The 19,041-nt window shown below is 60.3% G+C and carries 15 protein-coding genes; 9 read left to right on the plus strand and 6 right to left on the minus strand.

All coding sequences use genetic code 11. The features are described from left to right. Window positions 1-139: 139 nt before the first annotated feature. Window positions 140-817, plus strand: coding sequence for a DUF47 family protein (locus CXK91_RS02555; RefSeq protein ID WP_103454814.1), 678 nt, complete (start codon window positions 140-142; stop codon window positions 815-817). Between the two features lie 104 nt (window positions 818-921). On the opposite strand, the gene CXK91_RS02560 is transcribed toward CXK91_RS02555, so the two are convergent. The 3 genes from CXK91_RS02560 to CXK91_RS02570 form a co-directional block, all read right to left on the minus strand. Beyond that, window positions 922-1,338, minus strand: coding sequence for a DsrE family protein (locus tag CXK91_RS02560; protein WP_103454815.1), 417 nt, complete (start codon window positions 1,336-1,338; stop codon window positions 922-924). A gap of 254 nt (window positions 1,339-1,592) precedes the next feature. Then, a complete protein-coding gene (ligD, locus tag CXK91_RS02565; protein ID WP_103454816.1) occupies window positions 1,593-4,175 on the minus strand; it encodes a DNA ligase D in 2,583 nt (860 codons plus the stop codon). A gap of 26 nt (window positions 4,176-4,201) precedes the next feature. Then, window positions 4,202-4,498, minus strand: coding sequence for a hypothetical protein (locus CXK91_RS02570; RefSeq protein WP_103454817.1), 297 nt, complete (start codon window positions 4,496-4,498; stop codon window positions 4,202-4,204). Between the two features lie 275 nt (window positions 4,499-4,773). On the opposite strand from CXK91_RS02570, the gene CXK91_RS02575 reads away from it, so the two are divergent. Continuing rightward, complete coding sequence (locus CXK91_RS02575) at window positions 4,774-5,043, plus strand: DUF1652 domain-containing protein (protein WP_103454818.1); 270 nt, start codon at window positions 4,774-4,776, stop codon at window positions 5,041-5,043. A 6-nt stretch (window positions 5,044-5,049) separates the two neighbouring features. On the opposite strand, the gene CXK91_RS02580 is transcribed toward CXK91_RS02575, so the two are convergent. Both CXK91_RS02580 and CXK91_RS02585 read right to left on the minus strand, forming a co-directional pair. Continuing rightward, on the minus strand, window positions 5,050-5,334 hold the full coding sequence (locus tag CXK91_RS02580) for a DUF2061 domain-containing protein (protein ID WP_103454819.1): 285 nt from the start codon (window positions 5,332-5,334) through the stop codon (window positions 5,050-5,052). Between the two features lie 89 nt (window positions 5,335-5,423). Then, a complete protein-coding gene (locus tag CXK91_RS02585) occupies window positions 5,424-5,954 on the minus strand; it encodes a ferritin-like domain-containing protein (RefSeq protein ID WP_103454820.1) in 531 nt (176 codons plus the stop codon). A 202-nt stretch (window positions 5,955-6,156) separates the two neighbouring features. Between CXK91_RS02585 and CXK91_RS02590 the strand changes: the two genes are divergently transcribed. Next, window positions 6,157-7,269, plus strand: coding sequence for a mechanosensitive ion channel family protein (locus tag CXK91_RS02590; protein ID WP_103455005.1), 1,113 nt, complete (start codon window positions 6,157-6,159; stop codon window positions 7,267-7,269). Between the two features lie 3 nt (window positions 7,270-7,272). Here CXK91_RS02590 and CXK91_RS02595 read toward each other — a convergent pair whose 3' ends face one another. Continuing rightward, a complete protein-coding gene (locus CXK91_RS02595; RefSeq protein WP_103454821.1) occupies window positions 7,273-7,782 on the minus strand; it encodes a CinA family protein in 510 nt (169 codons plus the stop codon). A gap of 300 nt (window positions 7,783-8,082) precedes the next feature. Between CXK91_RS02595 and glgA the strand changes: the two genes are divergently transcribed. From glgA to glgX, 6 genes are all read left to right on the plus strand, one after another. Next, a complete protein-coding gene (gene glgA, locus CXK91_RS02600) occupies window positions 8,083-9,633 on the plus strand; it encodes a glycogen synthase GlgA (protein ID WP_103454822.1) in 1,551 nt (516 codons plus the stop codon). Between the two features lie 12 nt (window positions 9,634-9,645). Continuing rightward, window positions 9,646-11,421: a malto-oligosyltrehalose trehalohydrolase gene (treZ, locus tag CXK91_RS02605; protein ID WP_103454823.1), complete on the plus strand. Its 1,776-nt coding sequence runs from the start codon at window positions 9,646-9,648 to the stop codon at window positions 11,419-11,421. Next, on the plus strand, window positions 11,418-13,493 hold the full coding sequence (gene malQ, locus CXK91_RS02610; RefSeq protein ID WP_103454824.1) for a 4-alpha-glucanotransferase: 2,076 nt from the start codon (window positions 11,418-11,420) through the stop codon (window positions 13,491-13,493). The genes treZ and malQ overlap by 4 nt, the downstream gene beginning before the upstream one ends. After that, window positions 13,490-16,303, plus strand: coding sequence for a malto-oligosyltrehalose synthase (locus CXK91_RS02615; protein WP_103454825.1), 2,814 nt, complete (start codon window positions 13,490-13,492; stop codon window positions 16,301-16,303). The genes malQ and CXK91_RS02615 overlap by 4 nt, the downstream gene beginning before the upstream one ends. Next, complete coding sequence (locus CXK91_RS02620; protein WP_103454826.1) at window positions 16,300-16,632, plus strand: DUF2934 domain-containing protein; 333 nt, start codon at window positions 16,300-16,302, stop codon at window positions 16,630-16,632. The genes CXK91_RS02615 and CXK91_RS02620 overlap by 4 nt, the downstream gene beginning before the upstream one ends. A gap of 98 nt (window positions 16,633-16,730) precedes the next feature. Then, entirely contained in the window at window positions 16,731-18,881 is a 2,151-nt protein-coding gene (gene glgX, locus CXK91_RS02625) for a glycogen debranching protein GlgX (protein ID WP_103454827.1), read from the plus strand. Window positions 18,882-19,041: the final 160 nt, after the last annotated feature.

Below are 19,041 nucleotides of genomic sequence, written 5' to 3' on the forward strand. Positions count from 1 at the left end.
AGGTTGCCGTCGGCATGCGGTGCCGCCACGGCCGTCGTAACGACTATTGCTGCCAGTGGGTGCTGATGTCATTCAATTGCAATAGGACAGGGCCTCAATCGGATCACGCACCATCGTGCTCGATTACCGGGAGTCTTGTATGCCTGATAACGCTTTGTGCGGACTTATAGCCCGTTCCCCTTTCAAGCAGCTGCGCTATCATTTCGCCCAGCTCCACACCGCCGTTAAATTGCTCCTACCGCTGCTGCGAAGCGCGCTGGATAAGGATTGGGAAGCAGTCCAGAAGGCAGAACGGCAGATCCAGGACTTGGGCCAGGAGGGCGAGAGAATTGCCAGGGATATTTGCCTGCATCTACCGACCACATTGTTCATGCCGATACCGCGCAGCGACATCATCGACCTGCTTCACGTGCAATGTGGGCTGGCGAACTGCAGCAGAGAAGCCGCTCGCCTTGTATCACTACGAAAAATGACGATCCCAATAGCGTTGCAGGACGAGCTGCGGGTTCACCTTCTGCGAGCCGTAGACACAGTCACTCACGTTATGGCCGTCATGGAGAAGCTGGATGAACTCCTCGAGAGCCGTTTCCGCGGTCGTGAAGCCGTATTGGTCCAGACGCTGATTGACGAACTGATAAATATCGAACACTCGTCCAGACAACGTCGAGACGAGGCTTCGATAAAACTGATCTCGTTGGAGGCGCATCTGCCAGCTGCAGAAGTGGCGGCCCTGGGCCGATTCATAGAGTTGATAGCCGAACTGTCTGCGCAGGCAAAGCAAGTCGGCCTACGGTTGGAACAGTTGCTAGCCGCATAGCAAATCCAAATTGCCGTGCCTTCACTCAAGCGCCAACGACTGAGAATCCATCATTCACTCGATGAGTGAATGATGCGAGTAGAGCGCTACTCGCATCACCAGCGTTAGAAACTGAAGACTTTGCGCTGCGGTTCCAGCATGGCACGCGCCATGGCGTCAGGCTTGGCAACGGCGACACCGTCCTTGAGTTGCTCCGGGGCATGACCGGTGTTGGGCAGGTACAACGCACAAACCGAGGCAGTTGCGCCCTTTTTCATGGCGGCGCCTAGCAGCTGCGCCGGCGTCACGTCATTGGGCTTCAGGGCTTCGCCGCCAGCATCCTTGAGCGCTAGATCGCCTCCTTGGTCACACAACAGGATGTCAACCTGGGCACCCTGGGCCTGCATCTGGTTGGCCAATACCATGGCCATTCCCTGGGTCATATTGCTGGCATCACTGAGGATGACTGTAACAGCCTGGCTTTCTGCCAAGGCTAATGATGCAAAGCTGGACAAGGCAGCTGCCACTAGGAATTTTTTCACCGTTGTTTCTCCGTCGTTCTAAGGGCGCAATCGGGTTTCGAGCCGGCGGGATCTCAAACGCCAGTCATCGCGCGTGGTACCGCAACACAGCGGGACAACTACTCGCACTGCCACTATATACCCATGGGGGTATATGGCAATCGTAGACTTTAGGCTGTTACCTGCCCAGCTGCTTTTCCTGCGACATGATGTCTGGCCGGGCAGAAGTGCGTATTGCGGGGTCGCGATGCGGTGGGGGAAAAGTGCGGCGGCAGCTAGCGCATGCCCAGCTGCTTGCGCATCTGCGCGGTGATTCGCTGGGAGGTCTGCGCGATGTCCACCCATGGATCGTCAGTGCCAAGCTCGTCCAGCCGTTCCAGCAGATTGCGAACCGTCCACAGATTCGCGCCCCTCAGCTCCACAAGCTCCTCCCGGAAGATGGGCACGGATACCGGCAATCCTTCTCGAGTACGCGCCGAGTATGCCGCTACGGTGCTGGCGCCGCGGCTGTTACGCAGGTAGTCGATGAAGATGCGGCCGACCCGGTTCTTTGGCCCGCTCACGGCAGAAAAATGCGTTGGCAGCAACTTGGCGAGGTACTTGGCGATGGCCTGGCTGAAACTCTTTACTTCGCCCCAGTCGTGTACGGGGTCAAGGGGTACGACAATATGTAAACCCTTGCCACCGCTGGTCTTGAGAAACGAGGTTAAGCCAATCTCGTCCAACAGTGTCTGGGTCAGGTGAGTCGCTTCGACCATGCGTTTCCAGGGCAACGCCGGATCGGGGTCGAGGTCGAGCACAAAGCGGTCTGGATGCTCCAGCTCCGGCGCCACCGCATTCCAGCAGTGCAGTTCAATGGTGCCCATCTGCGCAGCTCCAACCAGCGCCTCGACGTTGTCGATCACCATAAGTGCGCCGTGTTTAGGATCTAGGGCCGGGTCCAGCTGGGTGATGTGCGGTATCGCCAACTTATCCGCATGTTTTTGGAAGAACAGCTCACCACCAATGCCTTCCGGGGCGCGGACCAACGCCAACGGGCGCGCACGCAGTTGCGGCAAGGTCCATGGGGCGACCTGAGCGTAAAAGCGCGCCAGCTCAATTTTGGTCGTGCCGCTGCTGGGGTCGATGACCCGTTCTGGATTGGAAATCTTGATCAGTCCGCTGCCGATGGGATCGGCTTTGCGTTTCGCAGCTGAAGTGCTACTCGAAGAAGCTGAGCTGCCACGGCTGGCGGGCTTGGCTCGCTCGCGGGTGATGGCTTCGGCAGGTTTATCCGAGCGCAAGCCATGAAACACCGAATGGCGGACTACGCCTTGACGGGTCATCTCCGCATAGGCGACTTCGCACATCAGTTCCGGCTTGAGCCATTGCGCGCCGCGCACATCAGCCGCAGGTGCGGCCTTGGCCAATGGGCTTTTATCGGTTTCCAGCTTTTTCAGTTGCCTGTGCAGGCTCTGCAGCGTTGCGTGATTGAAACCGGTGCCGACCTTACCCGCGTAAAGCAGCTTCCCGTTTTCGTCATGCAGACCCAGCAACAGCGCGCCAAAACCGCTCCGTGTGCCTTTTGGCTGGGTGTAGCCGACGATGATGAACTCCTGGCGATTACTGCACTTGATCTTCACCCAGCTATTGCTCCGCCGGGAAACGTAAGCGCTGCCAACGCGCTTGCCAATCAGCCCTTCCAGCTTCATCTGGCAGGCGCTTTCAAGAATGCTGTCCGCCTGTTCGGTGAAATCCTCGGAGTAACGCAGCAGCCCGCTGTCACTTCGTTCTAGCACTTCGCGCAACGCAACGCGGCGCTGCTCCAACGGGACTTCGCGAAGATCCATGCCATTCAGATAGGGCATGTCGAACAGGTAATAAAGAATGCTGCCACTGCGCCCTGCTTCAAACGCATTCTGCAACGCCTGAAAGTCTGGCGCGCCCTCCTCGTTCGGCACCACCACCTCTCCGTCCAGCCAGCCAGACTCCAACCCCAAAGCGGCTAAAGCTGCCGCTTGCTGCGGCATTTTCGCGGTCCAGTCGTGGCCATTGCGGGTGAATACCCCGACCTTGCCGGCGTCGATGCGGGCAAGCATGCGGTAACCGTCAAACTTGATCTCGTAGCGCCAGTCTCCGGTTGGAACCGAATCGACCAGTGTGGCCAGCTGCGGCTTGAAGCGCTCCGGCAACTCGGCCGGGACAGCACCTGCTAGCGTGACCGCTGCGCTCTGCTGGCGTGGCTCTCGTTTTTTGGCTGGCGCCTTGACAGCCTTGGCCGGCGACTCCGCCACTCGGGGCTTGACCGCGCCGCGGTTGCGCGGGACCAGCGTGCGGTCGCTGAGCACGCTGTTCGGCTCGGCCGCGACTACGTCATAGTCATCCTCCTCGCGTGCCGCCTCGTCACGGGACTTGATTAGAAACCACTGCTCCTTCTTGCCATCCATGTGCGTGCGCACCAGATTCCAGCTGCCCGCGAGTTTCTCCCCTTCCAGGGTGAATTTAAGCTTGCCTTTGCGATACGCCTCATCGGGATCGCCCTGAGGTATCCAGACGCCCCGGTCCCAGACGATCACATCGCCAGCGCCATAATGACCCGGTGGAATGCTGCCCTCGAACGTGGCGTATTCCAGCGGATGGTCCTCCACGTGAACAGCTAGCCGGCGCGCGCTAGGGTCCAAGCTCGGACCTTTGGGGATGGCCCAGCTCTTCAACGTACCGTTCAGTTCCAGGCGAAAGTCGTAATGCAGACGTGAGGCGTCGTGCTTCTGGATGCAGTATTGCAGCGCCTTGACCTTGCGAGGTTTCGCGCGCGCTTTGCCGGACGGCTCAGGTGTGGCGGCGAAGTCGCGCATGCGCTGGTAGTCATCGAGCGCCATGGCTATCTCCTGATGATGCCTAGCCGTTACTCCAGCTTGCCGGCATCGGTGGAGGTGTCATTAGGACCGCCTGGTGCCGAATGGCGTGTGGGATCGGTGGACTTCTCGTCTTCACCCATGGGTGGCGCTACTGGCCGGCCGTCTTCGATAACCGTCCGCCCTTCATGGTCCTTTCTAGTTTCCACTTCTTCCTGTGGAGTGGGATTGCCCATGGTGCTGGGCCGCGACCCCGTATCATCACGTGGGGTACCGGCGGGGAACTGGGCCATGACCGGGAGCGCAATCAGAGCGCTCAGGATTGACGTGAGCATCAGTCTTTTCATATCGGGTCTCCGCGAGAGGACGTACTTAATTTGGTCATCCCCTGCTGGTATGAAGTTCAGCGAAGAGGAATCCAGCTGTCCGACACCTTCCGACAAGCGGTGATTGCTGAATCCAGCAGCGTAGAGGGCTTGCAAGACTTAATCTGCCGGATGGACATATCGACGCATTTACATCCGGATCAGCACTGCTACGGTTGAATGACGTCGGGAAAACAGGGTGCGCAGTGGAGGTTTGTTCTGCGCTCTAGTCACCTTCCTTACATTAGGGAGGATTTATGAATACGCGTCTTCCACTGTTCAAAATCGAAGCCATTCTGCACACCTATCTGCGCCCGTTTCAGTGTGAGTGCCGTGATGCGGACAGCTCGCTTAGCGTGCGCCTGTTCCACGAGCCACCGGACGAAGAGCTCACTGTTCTAGGTATTTCCTACGATCAATGTCGCGATGCCGCCAATCTGGTGCGCTTGGCACAAGAGCTGCGTATTGAAATGTTCGCGACCCGCAGTACATTGCCTGAAGCCGATTCGCCCGAACCGGGTAAATGAGGACACTTATCGTGGCGTGCGAACGACTCGACCGCTGGACGCCTGGCCGCGGCCTATGTATTTCAAAAATACATCGTGACCGTAGCTGTGGGACGTTACAGGCTTCTGTCTACCGAAACGCTGCCATGCGCGTTCATGAAAATAAAAAACCACCGTATTACACAACGGCTCTATAAGGGCTACCGCACCGCCCAGTACCACGCTGCCAGTCAGGGCGTAGACAACGATGAACGCTGTAGCGAAATGCAGAACAGCGAAGGTCAGGGTTTTGACGAGTGGTCTTGGTTTCATTGGTCAATTCCAGCAGTGCATCGGATTTTGATTGCGCCGAGAATATGGTTAAGGAATGCCCGGCTTCTTATCAGCCGGGCAGTTCGCGCTTAACGCTTGGCTTCTACGTTCGGCTCTAGTGCGCGGGTCAGGTAGGCCTGCGTCAGCTCCGGCAGGTGGTCGCGCAGCCAATCAGCCATTGCGATCTCCTCCAAGAGAATCCGTTCGCAGACTTCCTTGGTTTGCATGTCACCCACCGCTTCGGCCGCGGCAATAAGGATGGTGTAGGAAGCAATCTCCAGGTTCTCGAATACGTTACCCATCTGTGCGCCTTTGACGATTTCGTCATTTACCATCATGCCGCCCATTGCCTGCCCCATCGCCATCATCTTGCCTCCCAGGTCCTTGAGGCCCGAGTAGGACTTGTCATAACGCTGCAGGCATCCTTCGATCAGCTTCGCCTGGTTCTGAGTTTCAGTTATGTGCTGTTCGATCCGCGCCTTGAGTTCTGGGTAGTGTTCGATACGACTTGCCTGCTTGTTCAACATCGTTTCCGCCTGGGCTTCCATCGCATGGGCATCGCGAAGCCATTCGACAAGGCGCTCAACGCGTACATCGTTGCCGGTCTGTGCACTCTGCATGGTTCTACTCCTCTAGGTCTGGAAGTTGGGCCGCCTTTTCGGCCTGCTCGTATTTTGTGAAAGACCTGGCCGACAAGAGTTCCGCCCACCCGTCCGGCGTGCCGAGCCAGGAAACGCCCTGAACTTTTGTCATGCGTCGTCGGTCACTGGCCCTGACGAACGGCGAACCGGAGCCCTTGCTATCGAACTTCCTGCCCTCCTTCTGCAATGGGATCAGTACATCAGCCAACCAGCACTGCGCACGCTGATCGCCGCATTGGTCGTTGTCCTGGTACTGAGCCTATTTGGGCGCCTGCTAACGGCGCTCATGCTGCGCCTAGCGCGGCTTTTCCTGTTCACACGCGAGCTGTCTGAGCACCTGGAGAAACCCATTCGGGTGTTGCTGCCATTGGTTGGGCTGCAAGGCGTCTGGACGTCCGCTCCGAATGATTTACTGCTGATCAACGCAGCACGGCAGATAACGACCCTGCTGATCATCGCCGCGCTGACATGGCTAGTGATGCGCCTGTTGCGCGGTCTGCAGCAGTTCATCGAGCTTAGAAACCCGGTGAATGTGGTCGACAACCTGCGCGCTAGGCAGATCCAGACGCAGTCACGCGTCCTGCTGCGAACCTTGACGTTCTTCGTCCTGCTGATCGGCGCGGCGGCAATGCTGATGACGTTCCCCGGTGCCCGCCAATTCGGCGCGAGTCTGCTGGCCTCTGCGGGTCTTGCAGGCCTGGCAGTGGGCTTTGCGGCAAGGCCGGTACTGGCCAATCTAATTGCCGGACTGCAGATCGCGATGACCCAACCGATCCGACTCGATGACGTAGTCATCGTCGAGAGCGAATGGGGCCGTATTGAGGAAATAACCGGGACCTATGTAGTCGTCCGCATTTGGGACGACCGCCGGCTGGTCGTGCCGCTGCAGTACTTCATCGAAAAGCCCTTTCAAAACTGGACGCGCCGTGGCTCCAGCCTGATCGGCACGGTATTTCTCTGGGCCGATTATTCGCTGCCGCTCGAGCCGCTACGCGAAGAGTTGCGGCGCCTTTGCAAGGAAGTCCCGGAGCTGTGGGACGGCAGGGTCTGCGTGCTGCAGGTGACCGATACCAGCGAGAAATCAATCCAGCTGCGTGCTTTGGTTAGCTCACCGGATTCGTCTCGCAACTGGGATCTACGCTGCCACATTCGCGAGAACCTGCTCGGCTTCATCCAGCGCCAATACCCGCACTCGCTGCCGCAGGTTCGGGCAGACCTAAGCGTCGGGCACAAACAGCGTGTCGATATGTCACCGCCGGAGCACGTCGAGCCCGAGCGCCAACCACCTGTGTAAAACCTAGGCGCTAGCAGTACCGTGCAGCTTCTTCAGCAGCCCTACGTACATCTCCGGCAATCGGATCAACCCGTGCCATGCGGCCTGCTTGCGTATTTCCACACGGCCACCCTCGAACTGCACCGTTTCGCTCATCACCAACACCCGTTCGCCCCGCTTCAGTGCATACGCATAGCACTGAGTACCTCCTTCGTCCTCCTGGTCATCGTCCGCAACACCGGTATTGGCGATCGCCATGTTGGCGCTGCTGGCGGCACGAAGGGCGCCTACGGCCATCTCGCGGGCCACCTCCTCGCTGGTAAGGCCGAACTCCTCGATGGTGTCGAAATTCACCTCTAGCAAGCGGTTCTTGGCCTCCGGCGAATACACCACGAAACCGCATTCGAGCACCTTTCCGCACCCAGGAATGTCACCTAGCAGGGATGCCATCAGCCCACAGGTACAGGATTCGGCGGTGGCCAGTACAAGCGCTTCGCGCTGGAGAAACGCAACGATGTTCTCAATCTCTTGCATGGTTCTTGCTCCGCCAATTTCGAGGGTCATCGCCTAACGGCTCTATATTCCGAACAAGTTGGCTAGGTACGAGTTCCAGGGCGGCTGTTGATCGGATTTTAAGAACTTCTACCGCGACGCTGGGTCTGGTTTTTGGTAGGGCCAGTGCAGCCCTACATGCCCTCGTGGCAGTTCAAATAAGAACTTAAGTTCAGCCTGGTCGTGTTCATGGTATGCGGCGGTCATCAGATCGTTGCATAGGAGAAATATGCTCGTAAGTGGCGCCGGCACCTGGAACGCCGGGGCTCTGGGGAGATCGAGATGAGTATTGCCGCTGTGAACGCCCGGCCTATCGGAATACCGAAGGCCCAACTTGTTGCACCCCCGGTTACCCGCCCTGCCCTGCAGATTCGCAGTAGCCACGATGACAAACGCAAAATCCTTTTTGTCACTTCCGAGCTGACCGATCTGGTCAAGACCGGCGGTCTCGCCGATGTATCTGCAGCCCTGCCCCGCGCACTTGGCGCACGGCATGACGTACGCGTGCTGATCCCGGGTTATTCGCAAGTGATAAACAGTGGGCACGCCATTCGCACGGTCGGTTCGCTCAACGGCTATGCCGAGATACCCGGTTGCCGCATTGGGCGGATGGACATGCCTGACGGCCTGATCATCTACGTGCTGATCTGCCCTGAGCTTTATGAGCGCGACGGCTCGCCCTACGGCGATAACCACGGCAATGACTGGCCGGACAATCCGATTCGCTTCGCCCGTCTGGGCCTTGCTGCGGCGGAGATTGCCGCAGGCACCGCCTGCATCAGTTGGGCACCAGAGCTGGTTCATGCTCACGACTGGCCAGCCGGGTTGACTCCTGCATATATGCGCTGGCGTGGGCTGAATACGCCGAGCGTTTTCACCATTCACAACCTGGCCTATCAGGGCAACATCGATATGTCGCAGCGGCGCCAGCTGGGCATACCAGCGGACGCATGCGACCCCGAACGCATGGAGTTCTACGGCAAGCTTTCGCTGCTCAAGGCCGGTATCGCCTATGCCAACCGAGTGACCACCGTAAGCGCTACCTACGCAGAGGAAATCACCACGCCGGAATTCGGCTGTGGCATGGAGGGGTTCCTCAGCATGAAAGCCCGCCAGGGGCTACTCAGTGGATTACTCAATGGCATCGACGAGAGCTGGGAACCGGAAACCGACCCCTATCTGGTAAGCGGTTTCAGCGCGCGCCGCTGGACTGGCAAGGAGGCGAACGCCGCTTATATCCGTGAATCCTTCGGCCTCGAACAGTGCGGGGCGCCCCTGTTCGCCGTGGTTTCGCGCCTGGTTCATCAAAAAGGCGTGGATCTGACGCTCGATGTGGCCCACGCCATCGTCGCAGGCGGCGGTCAGCTGGCGATTCTGGGTCAAGGCGATCACTACATCGAGAACCAGGTTCGTCAACTGGCTGCCCAGTACCCTGGACGTGTCGCGGCCCATATCGGATTCAACGAAACCGATGCGCGTCGGCTGTTCGCCGGCAGCGACTTCCTGCTAATGCCGTCGCGCTACGAGCCGTGCGGCCTGAGCCAGATGTATGCCCAGCGTTACGCCTCTTTGCCAATTGCACGCCGCACAGGCGGGTTGGCCGATTCCATCGAGGACGGCGTCACCGGCTTCCTGTTCAACGAACCCAATACCGCCAGCTACCACCAAGCGGTTCAGCGGGCGCTGGCGATTCATCAGCATCCGCAGCTGCTCGGCGCCATGCGCTGCCGGGCAATGGCGACAGGCTTTTTCTGGCGCCATGCCATCGAACCTTACGACGTGCTCTACCGGCAGTTGCTCGGTGAGCGCCGCGAGGTTCGTCATTTAATCTGAAGAGGTTGTTCAATGCAGAAGCAGCGTGCCCATATAGGGCATCACGGTCCGGAGTTGCTGGATGACGGAACTACCCGCTTCCGACTCTGGGCGCCCGATGCGCAAAACGTCAGTCTGATCGTTGTAGGCGCACAAACGCTGCCGATGACCGCAACAGAAGAAGGCTGGTACAGCATCGACGCCCCGTATGGCGCCGGTACGTTGTATCGGTTCCTTATCGACGACGACCTGCATGTCCCTGACCCGGCCTCGCGCGCGCAGGCCGGCGACATTCATGCACCGAGCCTGGTAGTCGACACTCACAACAATTACCTGTGGCGCAACACCCAGTGGCAAGGTCGTCCATGGCACGAGACCGTGCTGTACGAAATGCACGTCGGCCTTTATGGCGGCTTCGCAGCAATGGAACAGCATCTGGCTGATCTTGCCGATCTAGGCGTCACCGCAATCGAACTGATGCCCATCGCCGAGTTTCCCGGCGACCGCAACTGGGGTTACGACGGTGTACTGCCTTATGCGCCAGAGGCGGCCTATGGCAGCCCCGAAGAGCTCAAGCATCTCATCGATACTGCACACGGGCTGGGCCTTATGGTCTTCCTCGACGTGGTCTACAACCACTTCGGCCCGGACGGCAATTATCTCGGCCGCTATGCCAAACACTTTTTCCGCCACGACCAGCAAACGCCGTGGGGCGACGGCATAGACTTCCGCCGCCGCGAAGTGCGCGATTTCTTTATCGACAACACGCTGATGTGGCTGATGGACTACCGCTTCGACGGCCTGCGTTTCGATGCAGTGCATGCCATCCCCGATCGCAGCTTCCTGACTGAGCTTGCCGAGCGTGTGCACGCAACGGTAGAGCCCGGGCGTCATGCGCATCTGGTACTGGAGAACGAGGATAACCGCTCGACTCTGCTCACCCAGGGTTTCACTGCGCAGTGGAACGATGACGGCCATAACGTGCTGCACACCCTGCTGACCGATGAAAGCCAGGGCTACTACGCCGATTACAACCAGGACGCAACCGCCAAACTGGCGCGTTTTCTCGGCGAAGGCTTCATCTATCAGGGGCAGAACAACCGCCGCGGCGAAGCTCGGGGCGAACCGAGCGGGCATCTCTCGCCGACATCATTCGTGCTGTTCCTGCAAAACCATGATCAGACCGGCAACCGAGCGTTCGGCGAACGCCTGGCCAGCCTTGCCGATCCGCAAGCACTGCGCGCGGCAACCGCGGTATTGCTGCTATCGCCCATGGTTCCACTATTGTTCATGGGCGAAGAATGGGGCTCGCGCCAGCCCTTCCTGTTCTTCACCAGCCATCACGGCGAGCTCGCCGATGCGGTGCGTGAAGGCCGCCGAAACGAATTCGCAGAGTTTGCCGAATTCGCCGACGAGGCCACGCGCGAACGGATTCCAGATCCGAACGCAGTGTCCACGTTCGAGGATTCGCGGCCGGACTTCGAAGCACGTCACCAGCCGGAACATGCCGAATGGCATGCGCTGTATCGCCAGCTGCTACGCATTCGCCATGCGGAGATCGTGCCGCGTCTGGCCGGCTCACAATTCCTCGATGCACGCGTTCTGGCCGATGCGGCAGTGCTCGTTCACTGGCGATTAGCCGACGGCTGCCGGCTGCGGCTGGAGCTCAATCTTGGTGGGCAACCCGCACCACTTCCCGCCTCGTCCGCCACCGCCGAGCTGCTGTTCGCAAGCCGTGAGACGGTCGGCGACACGCATAACCAGTTGGCGCCTCGTATGGCCAAGCTGTATCTGGAGAAAGCCACATGAGCGACGAATCCCTAATCCGCCTGGCAGAAGCCGCCGGGCTGTCCATCGACTGGATCGACGCCGATAACCGCGAGCAACGGGTCGAACCTGCTGTGCTGCGCGAGGTGCTAGCTTGCCTTGGGCTGGCCGCGGAAACCGACGAAGATATCGATGCCAGCCTGGAAATCCTTGCGCACAAGAACAACCATGGCGGTGTCCCTCCGCTTCTGACATGCGACCAACATGCGGCATTGGACCTGGGTGGCTATTTTCCTCCGCTGAGTCGATTCCAGCTGACGTCGGAGGATGGCAACGTCCAGCACGGCATGCTCGATGAGCAGGCGCATTTGCCGGCTGTCGATACGCCCGGCTACTACCAGCTGACTATCGACAAATATCAGCTGACCATCGCCATCGCTCCCTGCTCCTGCCCGACAGTTGCAGAAATCGCCGGTGCCGACGCCTGGGGCCTGACCGTGCAGCTATATGGCCTGCGCCGGGCCAACGACGGCGGCCTTGGCGATACCCAGGCCCTGGAGACATTGGTGCGCAACGCGGCTACCCATGGCGCCGACGCGCTTGGCATCAGCCCGGTGCATGCCATGTTCGGTGCGCATATCAACCAGTACAGCCCGTACTCACCTTCCAGCCGGTTGTTCTTCAACGTGCTGCATGCGGCACCTGGCTCGATTCTGGGTGAGCGGCCACTGCGCCAGGCCATCGAAACCTGCGGGCTCGGCGAGGAGTTGCAGCGCCTGGAGCAACTCGATCTGATCGACTGGCCCGCAGTGGCTCAGTCGCGCCATCAGCTGTTGCGGCAGCTGTTCGACGATTTCAAAACGGGTGGCAATGCACTGCAGGCCGATTTCGACAGTTTTCGAGCAAGCGGCGGTGAGGCGCTGGAAAACCACTGCCGCTTCGAAGCACTGCACACGCACCTTCGTGACGCGCAAGGCCACACGCAGCATTGGAACGATTGGCCGGAGGCTTACCGCACTCCTGAAAGCCCAGCAGTAGAAGCGTTCGCCCGTGAGCATGCCGACGAGGTTAGCTACCACGCCTTTGGCCAGTGGCTGATGGCCCGCGGCTTGGAGCGCGCCCAGGTCGCTGCGCGCAGCGCCGGGATGCGCATCGGCCTGATCTCGGACCTGGCAGTCGGTGCCGATGGCGGCGGTAGCCAAGCCTGGAGTCGGCAAGCCGAGCTGCTCGCTTCGCTCAGTGTCGGTGCACCGCCGGACGTCATGAACCGCGACGGGCAGAACTGGGGTATTTCCGCATTCTCGCCTTGGGGCCTTCGTCAGCATGGTTTCCGCGCCTACATCGAGATGCTACGCGCCAACCTTGCACACGCTGGCGGTATGCGTATCGACCATGTTCTGGGTCTGAAGCGGCTCTGGGTGATGCCTGCTGGAGCCAATCCGAAGCATGGCGTCTACCTCAATTTCCCGTTCGACGACATGTTGCGGTTGCTCTGTTTGGAAGCCTGGCGGCATCAGGCAGTGATTCTTGGTGAGGACCTCGGCACGATTCCCCCCGGTTTTCGTGACGTCCTTGCCGCGCGGGGCATTCTTGGCATGCGCGTACTGTTGTTCGAGCACCATGACGGAAATTTCCAGCGCGCGGCGCAGTACCCCGCTCAGGCCTTGGCAACCAGCACCACGCATGACATTCCCACACTCGCGGGTTGGTGGCAGGGCCACGATATCGACTGGCGCATCAAGGTCGGTCAGGTGCAGGAATCGGATCGCGAGCAGCAATGGAAGGCACGCGAGAAGGAACGTGCCGGACTGAACCAGGCCCTGTGCGAAGACAGTGGCAAGAACCCAGGACACCTCCTAAGCGCCGAGCAGGCAGTCGATGCTGCTGTCTGCTTCCTTGCCCACACCCCCGCGCCGCTGGTGCTGCTGCCGGTCGAGGATGCACTCGGGCTGGAAGAGCAGACCAACATGCCCGGCATCGTTGAAACCCATCCCAACTGGCGTCGCCGTTACCCCGGCGACAGTGCAACGCTGCTTGATAGCCCGGCTAGCCGCCGGCGCCTGGAGTCATTTGCGCAAGCCCGCCGTAACCATCGTGGAGCTTCGCACCGATGAAAGCCCTTACCGCAACGCTGCGACTGCAATTTCACCGCGATTTCACTCTCGACGATGCCACCGCGCTGGTGGACTACTTCGCCGAACTTGGCATCAGCCACATTTATGCATCGCCGCTGCTGACCGCACGCCCCGGCTCGATGCACGGCTACGACGTGATCGACCCCACCCGCATCAACCCGGAGCTGGGTGGCGAACCCGCGCTGCAGCGCCTCGTCGACGCTTTGCGCGCAAAAGGCATGGGGCTGATCCTCGATATCGTCTCCAATCACATGGCCGTCGGCGGCGCCGGCAATGCCTGGTGGCTCGACGTGCTCGAATGGGGCCGCCGCAGCCCCTACGCACAGTTCTTCGATATCGAATGGAATTCACCCGACCCGCTGCTTGAAGGCCAGTTACTGGTGCCTTTCCTCGGTAGCGACTACGGCGAGGCATTGCAGCAAGGCACCATCAAGCTGCGCCTGGATATCGACAACGGCTCGCTATACGCCGAGCACTACGAGCATCGCTTCCCGATTACCCCGCCGAGCTACGGCGAGGTGTTGCGCACGGCCGATCATCCGCAGCTGCGATCTCTGGCACAGCATTTCGACGCACTGAAAACGGAACCGGCGCCCTACCAGGCTGCTCGCCTGCTGCGCGCGGAGCTGGCCCAACAGCTGGAAGACGCCAGCACCCGACAAGCGCTGGAGCAGGCGTTGAGCAGTTACGACTCCACGACCGAAGATGGCTTCCGTCGCCTGCACAGCCTGCTCGAACGACAGCATTACCGGTTGGCCAGCTGGCGGACCGCTGGCGATGACATCAACTGGCGGCGCTTCTTCGACATCAACGAGTTAGGAGGCCTACGCGTCGAGCGTCCGGTGGTGTTCGAGGAAACCCACGCAAAGATCTTCGAGCTGATCGGCGACGGGCTGGTGGACGGCCTGCGCATCGACCATATCGACGGCCTGGCTGATCCGCGCGGCTATTGCCGACGCCTGCGTCGGCGAGTCGACCGGCTGAACGCCGGGCGCCCAGCGGACGCCGTGCAGGATCATGTGCCGATCTATGTCGAGAAGATCCTCGCCGGTGGTGAGCGCCTGCACGATGACTGGGGCGTGGATGGCACCACCGGTTACGAGTTCATGAACCAGGTGTCGCTGCTGCAGCACGATCCAGCTGGTGAAGCAGTGCTGTGCGAACTATGGAGTGAAACCAGCGGACGCACCACCGACTTCCTGGAAGAAGCCCGACAAGCACGCCAACTGGTACTGACCGGCCCACTGGCCGGAGACTTCGAAACCGTCGCCCAAGCCTTGCTTCAGGTTGCGCGCGGCGATGTGATGACCCGCGACATCACCCTCGGCGCGATCCGCCGGGCATTGTTGGAGCTGATTATCCACTTCCCGGTGTATCGCACCTACATTGCTACGCCAGGTCGTCGCGAGGCCGATGAGCCGTTCTTCCAGCAGGCCCTGGAGGGCGCGCGCACAACGCTGGGCGAAGCGGATTGGCCGCTGCTCGATCAGCTGCAACGGTGGCTCGGCGGCGAAAGCCTGCGCAAACTACCGCGCGGGCCGTTGCGCAAGCTGCGTCGTTATGCCTGCACACGCTTCCAACAGCTGACTTCGCCGGCTGCAGCCAAGGCCGTGGAGGACACCGCCTGCTATCGCTCGGGCGTGCTGTTGTCGCGCAATGACGTCGGTTTCGATCCGCAGCACTTCAGCGCACCCCTGCAAGCCTTTCACGACGAGTGCTCGCAGCGGGCCGAGCATTTCCCGCTCAACCTGCTGACCACCGCTACCCATGACCATAAGCGGGGTGAAGACACCCGTGCGCGATTGGCTGTAATCAGCGAGCGCGCCGAGTGGTTCGCCGCCAAGGTCCGGCATTGGCGAGACCTGGCAGGCAGTGCCGTGCAACAGCTGGACGACGGACCTGCGCCCTCTCCCGCCGATGAGCTGATGCTCTTTCAAATTCTGCTTGGCAGCTGGCCACTCGATCTGCGCGCCGATGATACGGCGGCGATGGAGCAGTACTGCGCTCGTATCAAGCAATGGCAGGAAAAAGCCGTCCGTGAAGCCAAGTTGCGTACCACTTGGAGCGATCCCAACAGCGATTACGAAGGGGCATGCCGTGGGTACGTCGAAGCGCTGCTGCTTGGTAGTCAGGGCGCACCACTACGGAACGAAATTGCATCGGCAGCTGCCGACTTGGCACCCGCCGGTGCGCTGAATGGCCTGGTTCAAAGTCTACTGCGCATGACCACGCCCGGCGTACCCGACCTCTATCAGGGCACCGAGTACTGGGATTACAGCCTGGTCGATCCAGATAACCGGCGCCCGGTGGATTTCACTGCCCGCCAGGCCAGCCTCGATGACGCCGCCACAGCTGACCAGCTTCTGCAAAGCTGGCACGACGGTCGCATCAAACAGGCATTGATCAGCCGCACACTGCAGCTACGTCGCCGCCACCCGCGTCTATTCAGCGAGGGCCGTTATCTGCCGTTAGCCGTAAGCGGTGAACAAGCGCAGCACCTGCTCGCCTTCGCACGCGAGCTGGAGGGCGAATGGCTGGTCGTGGTGGTACCGCGCTTGGCAGCAGCGCTATTGGGCGATAGCGACGTACCGAGGGTGCCAGCACAACGCTGGGGCGACACACGGATCGCCTTGCCCGAGGCGCTGGACGGTAGTGAGTTCGAGCGACTTTTCGACGGCGGGACAGTCACATCCCAACAAGCCAGCCTTGAGGCTGCGCACGTTCTGGATCGGCTGTCGGTGGCCGTCCTGCATACGTTTACCAAAGCAACAGGAGAATCCCAACAATGAGTTCAGAAGAGCAACGTATCCGAGAGTTCGCTTACCAAATCTGGCAATCCGAGGGTTGCCCGGAAGGCGAAGAAGAGCGCCATTGGGCGATGGCCCGCAAGCTGGTCGAGGCCGAATATGGTGCCGCGACGGCCAAGCCCGCCAGCCGTCCGCGCAAGGCTGCTACCAAACCCACCGACGCAACACCCAAAGCCGAGGCCAAAGAGGCACCTGCCGCCAAGCCCCGCACCAGCCGTGCTGCACCGAAGGCCGGCACTGATGCCAAGGCAGGTACACCCGAAGCCATCAAGAAGACACGCGCCCCGCGTGCTAAGAAGAAAGAAAGCTGACCGGCGGCAAGCATCTTGTCGGCGTTGGATCGGTCGAATGACCGTCCGCGCCGACACTCGTATCGGCACGCCTTGCAGAATCCGCCCATGGAGATTTCATGAGTAAGAAAAAGCCCCAAGCGCCACAGGTCACTTCCCCCTCCAGGATTCGTGAAGGCTCGCCCTTCCCTCTCGGGGCAACCTGGGACGGTCTGGGTGTGAATTTCGCCATTTTCTCCGCCCACGCCACCAAGGTGGAGCTGTGCCTGTTCGACCCCAGTGGGGAAATCGAGCTCGAGCGTATCGAGCTGCCTGAGTACACCGATGAGATCTGGCACGGTTACCTGCCGGATGCGCATCCTGGCCAGATATACGGGTATCGCGTACATGGCCCGTACGATCCGGAAAATGGCCATCGTTTCAACCCCAACAAACTGCTGATCGATCCCTACGCCAAGCAATTGGTGGGCGAGCTGAAATGGTCCGAAGCCCTGTTCGGCTACACCATTGGCCACCCTGATGGCGATCTCAGCTTCGATGAGCGCGACAGCGCGCCATTCGTGCCCAAGTGCAAAATCATCGACCCGGCATTCACCTGGGGTCGCGATCATCCGGTGCAGGTGCCATGGGACCAGACGATCATCTATGAGACCCATGTGCGTGGGTTCACCATGGAGCATCCGGCCGTTGCGAATGACGTACGCGGTACGTTTGCCGGATTCAAGACCCCGGAAGTGATCGACTACATCCGCAAGCTCGGTGTTTCGTCGATCGAGTTCCTGCCGATCCATGCCTTCGTTCAGGACCAGCACTTGCTGGAGAAAGGCATGGCCAACTACTGGGGTTACAACAGCATCGCGTTCTTCGCGCCGCATCCCAAGTATCTGGCCAGCGGCAAGATCACCGAGTTCAAGGAGATGGTCGCGCACCTGCACAACGCCGACCTCGAGGTCATTCTCGATGTGGTCTACAACCACACCGCCGAAGGCAACGAGCGTGGCCCGACCCTGTCGATGCGCGGCATCGACAACGCCTCCTACTATCGCCTGATGCCGGACGACAAGCGCTACTACATCAACGATTCGGGCACCGGCAACACGCTGGACATGAGCCACCCCTGCGTACTGCAGATGGTCACCGACTCGCTGCGTTACTGGGCCACCGAGATGCATGTGGATGGCTTCCGCTTCGATCTGGCGACCATTCTCGGCCGTGAGCACGATGGTTTTGACGAGCGCCATGGCTTCCTCGTCGCCTGTCGCCAGGACCCGGTGCTGGCCAAGACCAAGCTGATTTCCGAGCCCTGGGACTGTGGCCCCGGCGGTTATCAGGTCGGGGGCTTCCCGCCCGGCTGGGCGGAATGGAACGACCAGTTCCGTGACACCACGCGCGCCTTCTGGAAAGGCGATGACGGACAGCTCGCCGACTTCGCCAGTCGCCTGACTGGCTCTGGCGATCTGTTCAACCAGCGGGGACGGCGGCCGTTCAGCTCGATCAACTTCATCACCGCCCATGATGGCTTCACCCTCAAGGACCTGGTGTCCTATAACGAGAAGCACAACAAGGACAACGACGAGGGCAATCGCGACGGCAGTGACAACAACCTGTCATGGAACTGTGGCGTCGAGGGCCCCAGCGACGACCCGGAGATTATCGATCTGCGTTATCGGCAGATGCGAAACTTCCTCGCCACGCTACTGTTCTCACAAGGCACGCCGATGATCGTCGCCGGCGACGAGTTTGCTCGCACACAGCACGGCAACAACAACGCCTATTGCCAGGACGGCCCGATCGGCTGGGTCAACTGGGACATCAGCGAGGACAGCTACGGCCTGCTGGGCTTCACCCGCAAGCTCATCCGTCTGCGGCAGCGCTACCCGATGCTGCGCCGCAGCCGCTTCCTGGTTGGCGCCTACAACGAAGAGCTGGGTGTAAAGGATGTGACCTGGCTGGCGCCAAATGCCGAGGAGCTGTCCATCGAGCAGTGGGAAGACGCGCACAACCGTTGCATGGGCATGCTGCTGGACGGGCGTGCTCAGCCAACGGGAATCAAGCGCGCGGGGTCCGACGCTACCTTGCTGCTGATCGTCAATGCCCACCACGACCTGGTGAATTTCACGCTGCCGGAAGTGCCGCAAGGCATCTACTGGAACCGCTTGATCGACACCAACCACCCAACCGCGCGGCCCGAGCGTTTCGACTTCAATGATGAATACGCCGTAACCGGGCGATCCTTGCTACTGCTTGAGTTGATCAAGTCGGAAGAATGACCTGATCGAACACCCGCGCCCGGTGCAATGCCGCGGTGCGGGATGGTGGCTTCTCGCAAAAAAAGACACGCGGCGGTGAACCTCGGCGCGTGACTCAAGTCCCAAAACCAGCGCGGCCCCTTAATCAACCAACGGATTCGTTCTGCTCGTCGCCGGCAGC

Source organism: Stutzerimonas stutzeri (assembly GCF_002909485.1).
GTDB classification, from domain to species: domain Bacteria; phylum Pseudomonadota; class Gammaproteobacteria; order Pseudomonadales; family Pseudomonadaceae; genus Stutzerimonas; species Stutzerimonas stutzeri_AH.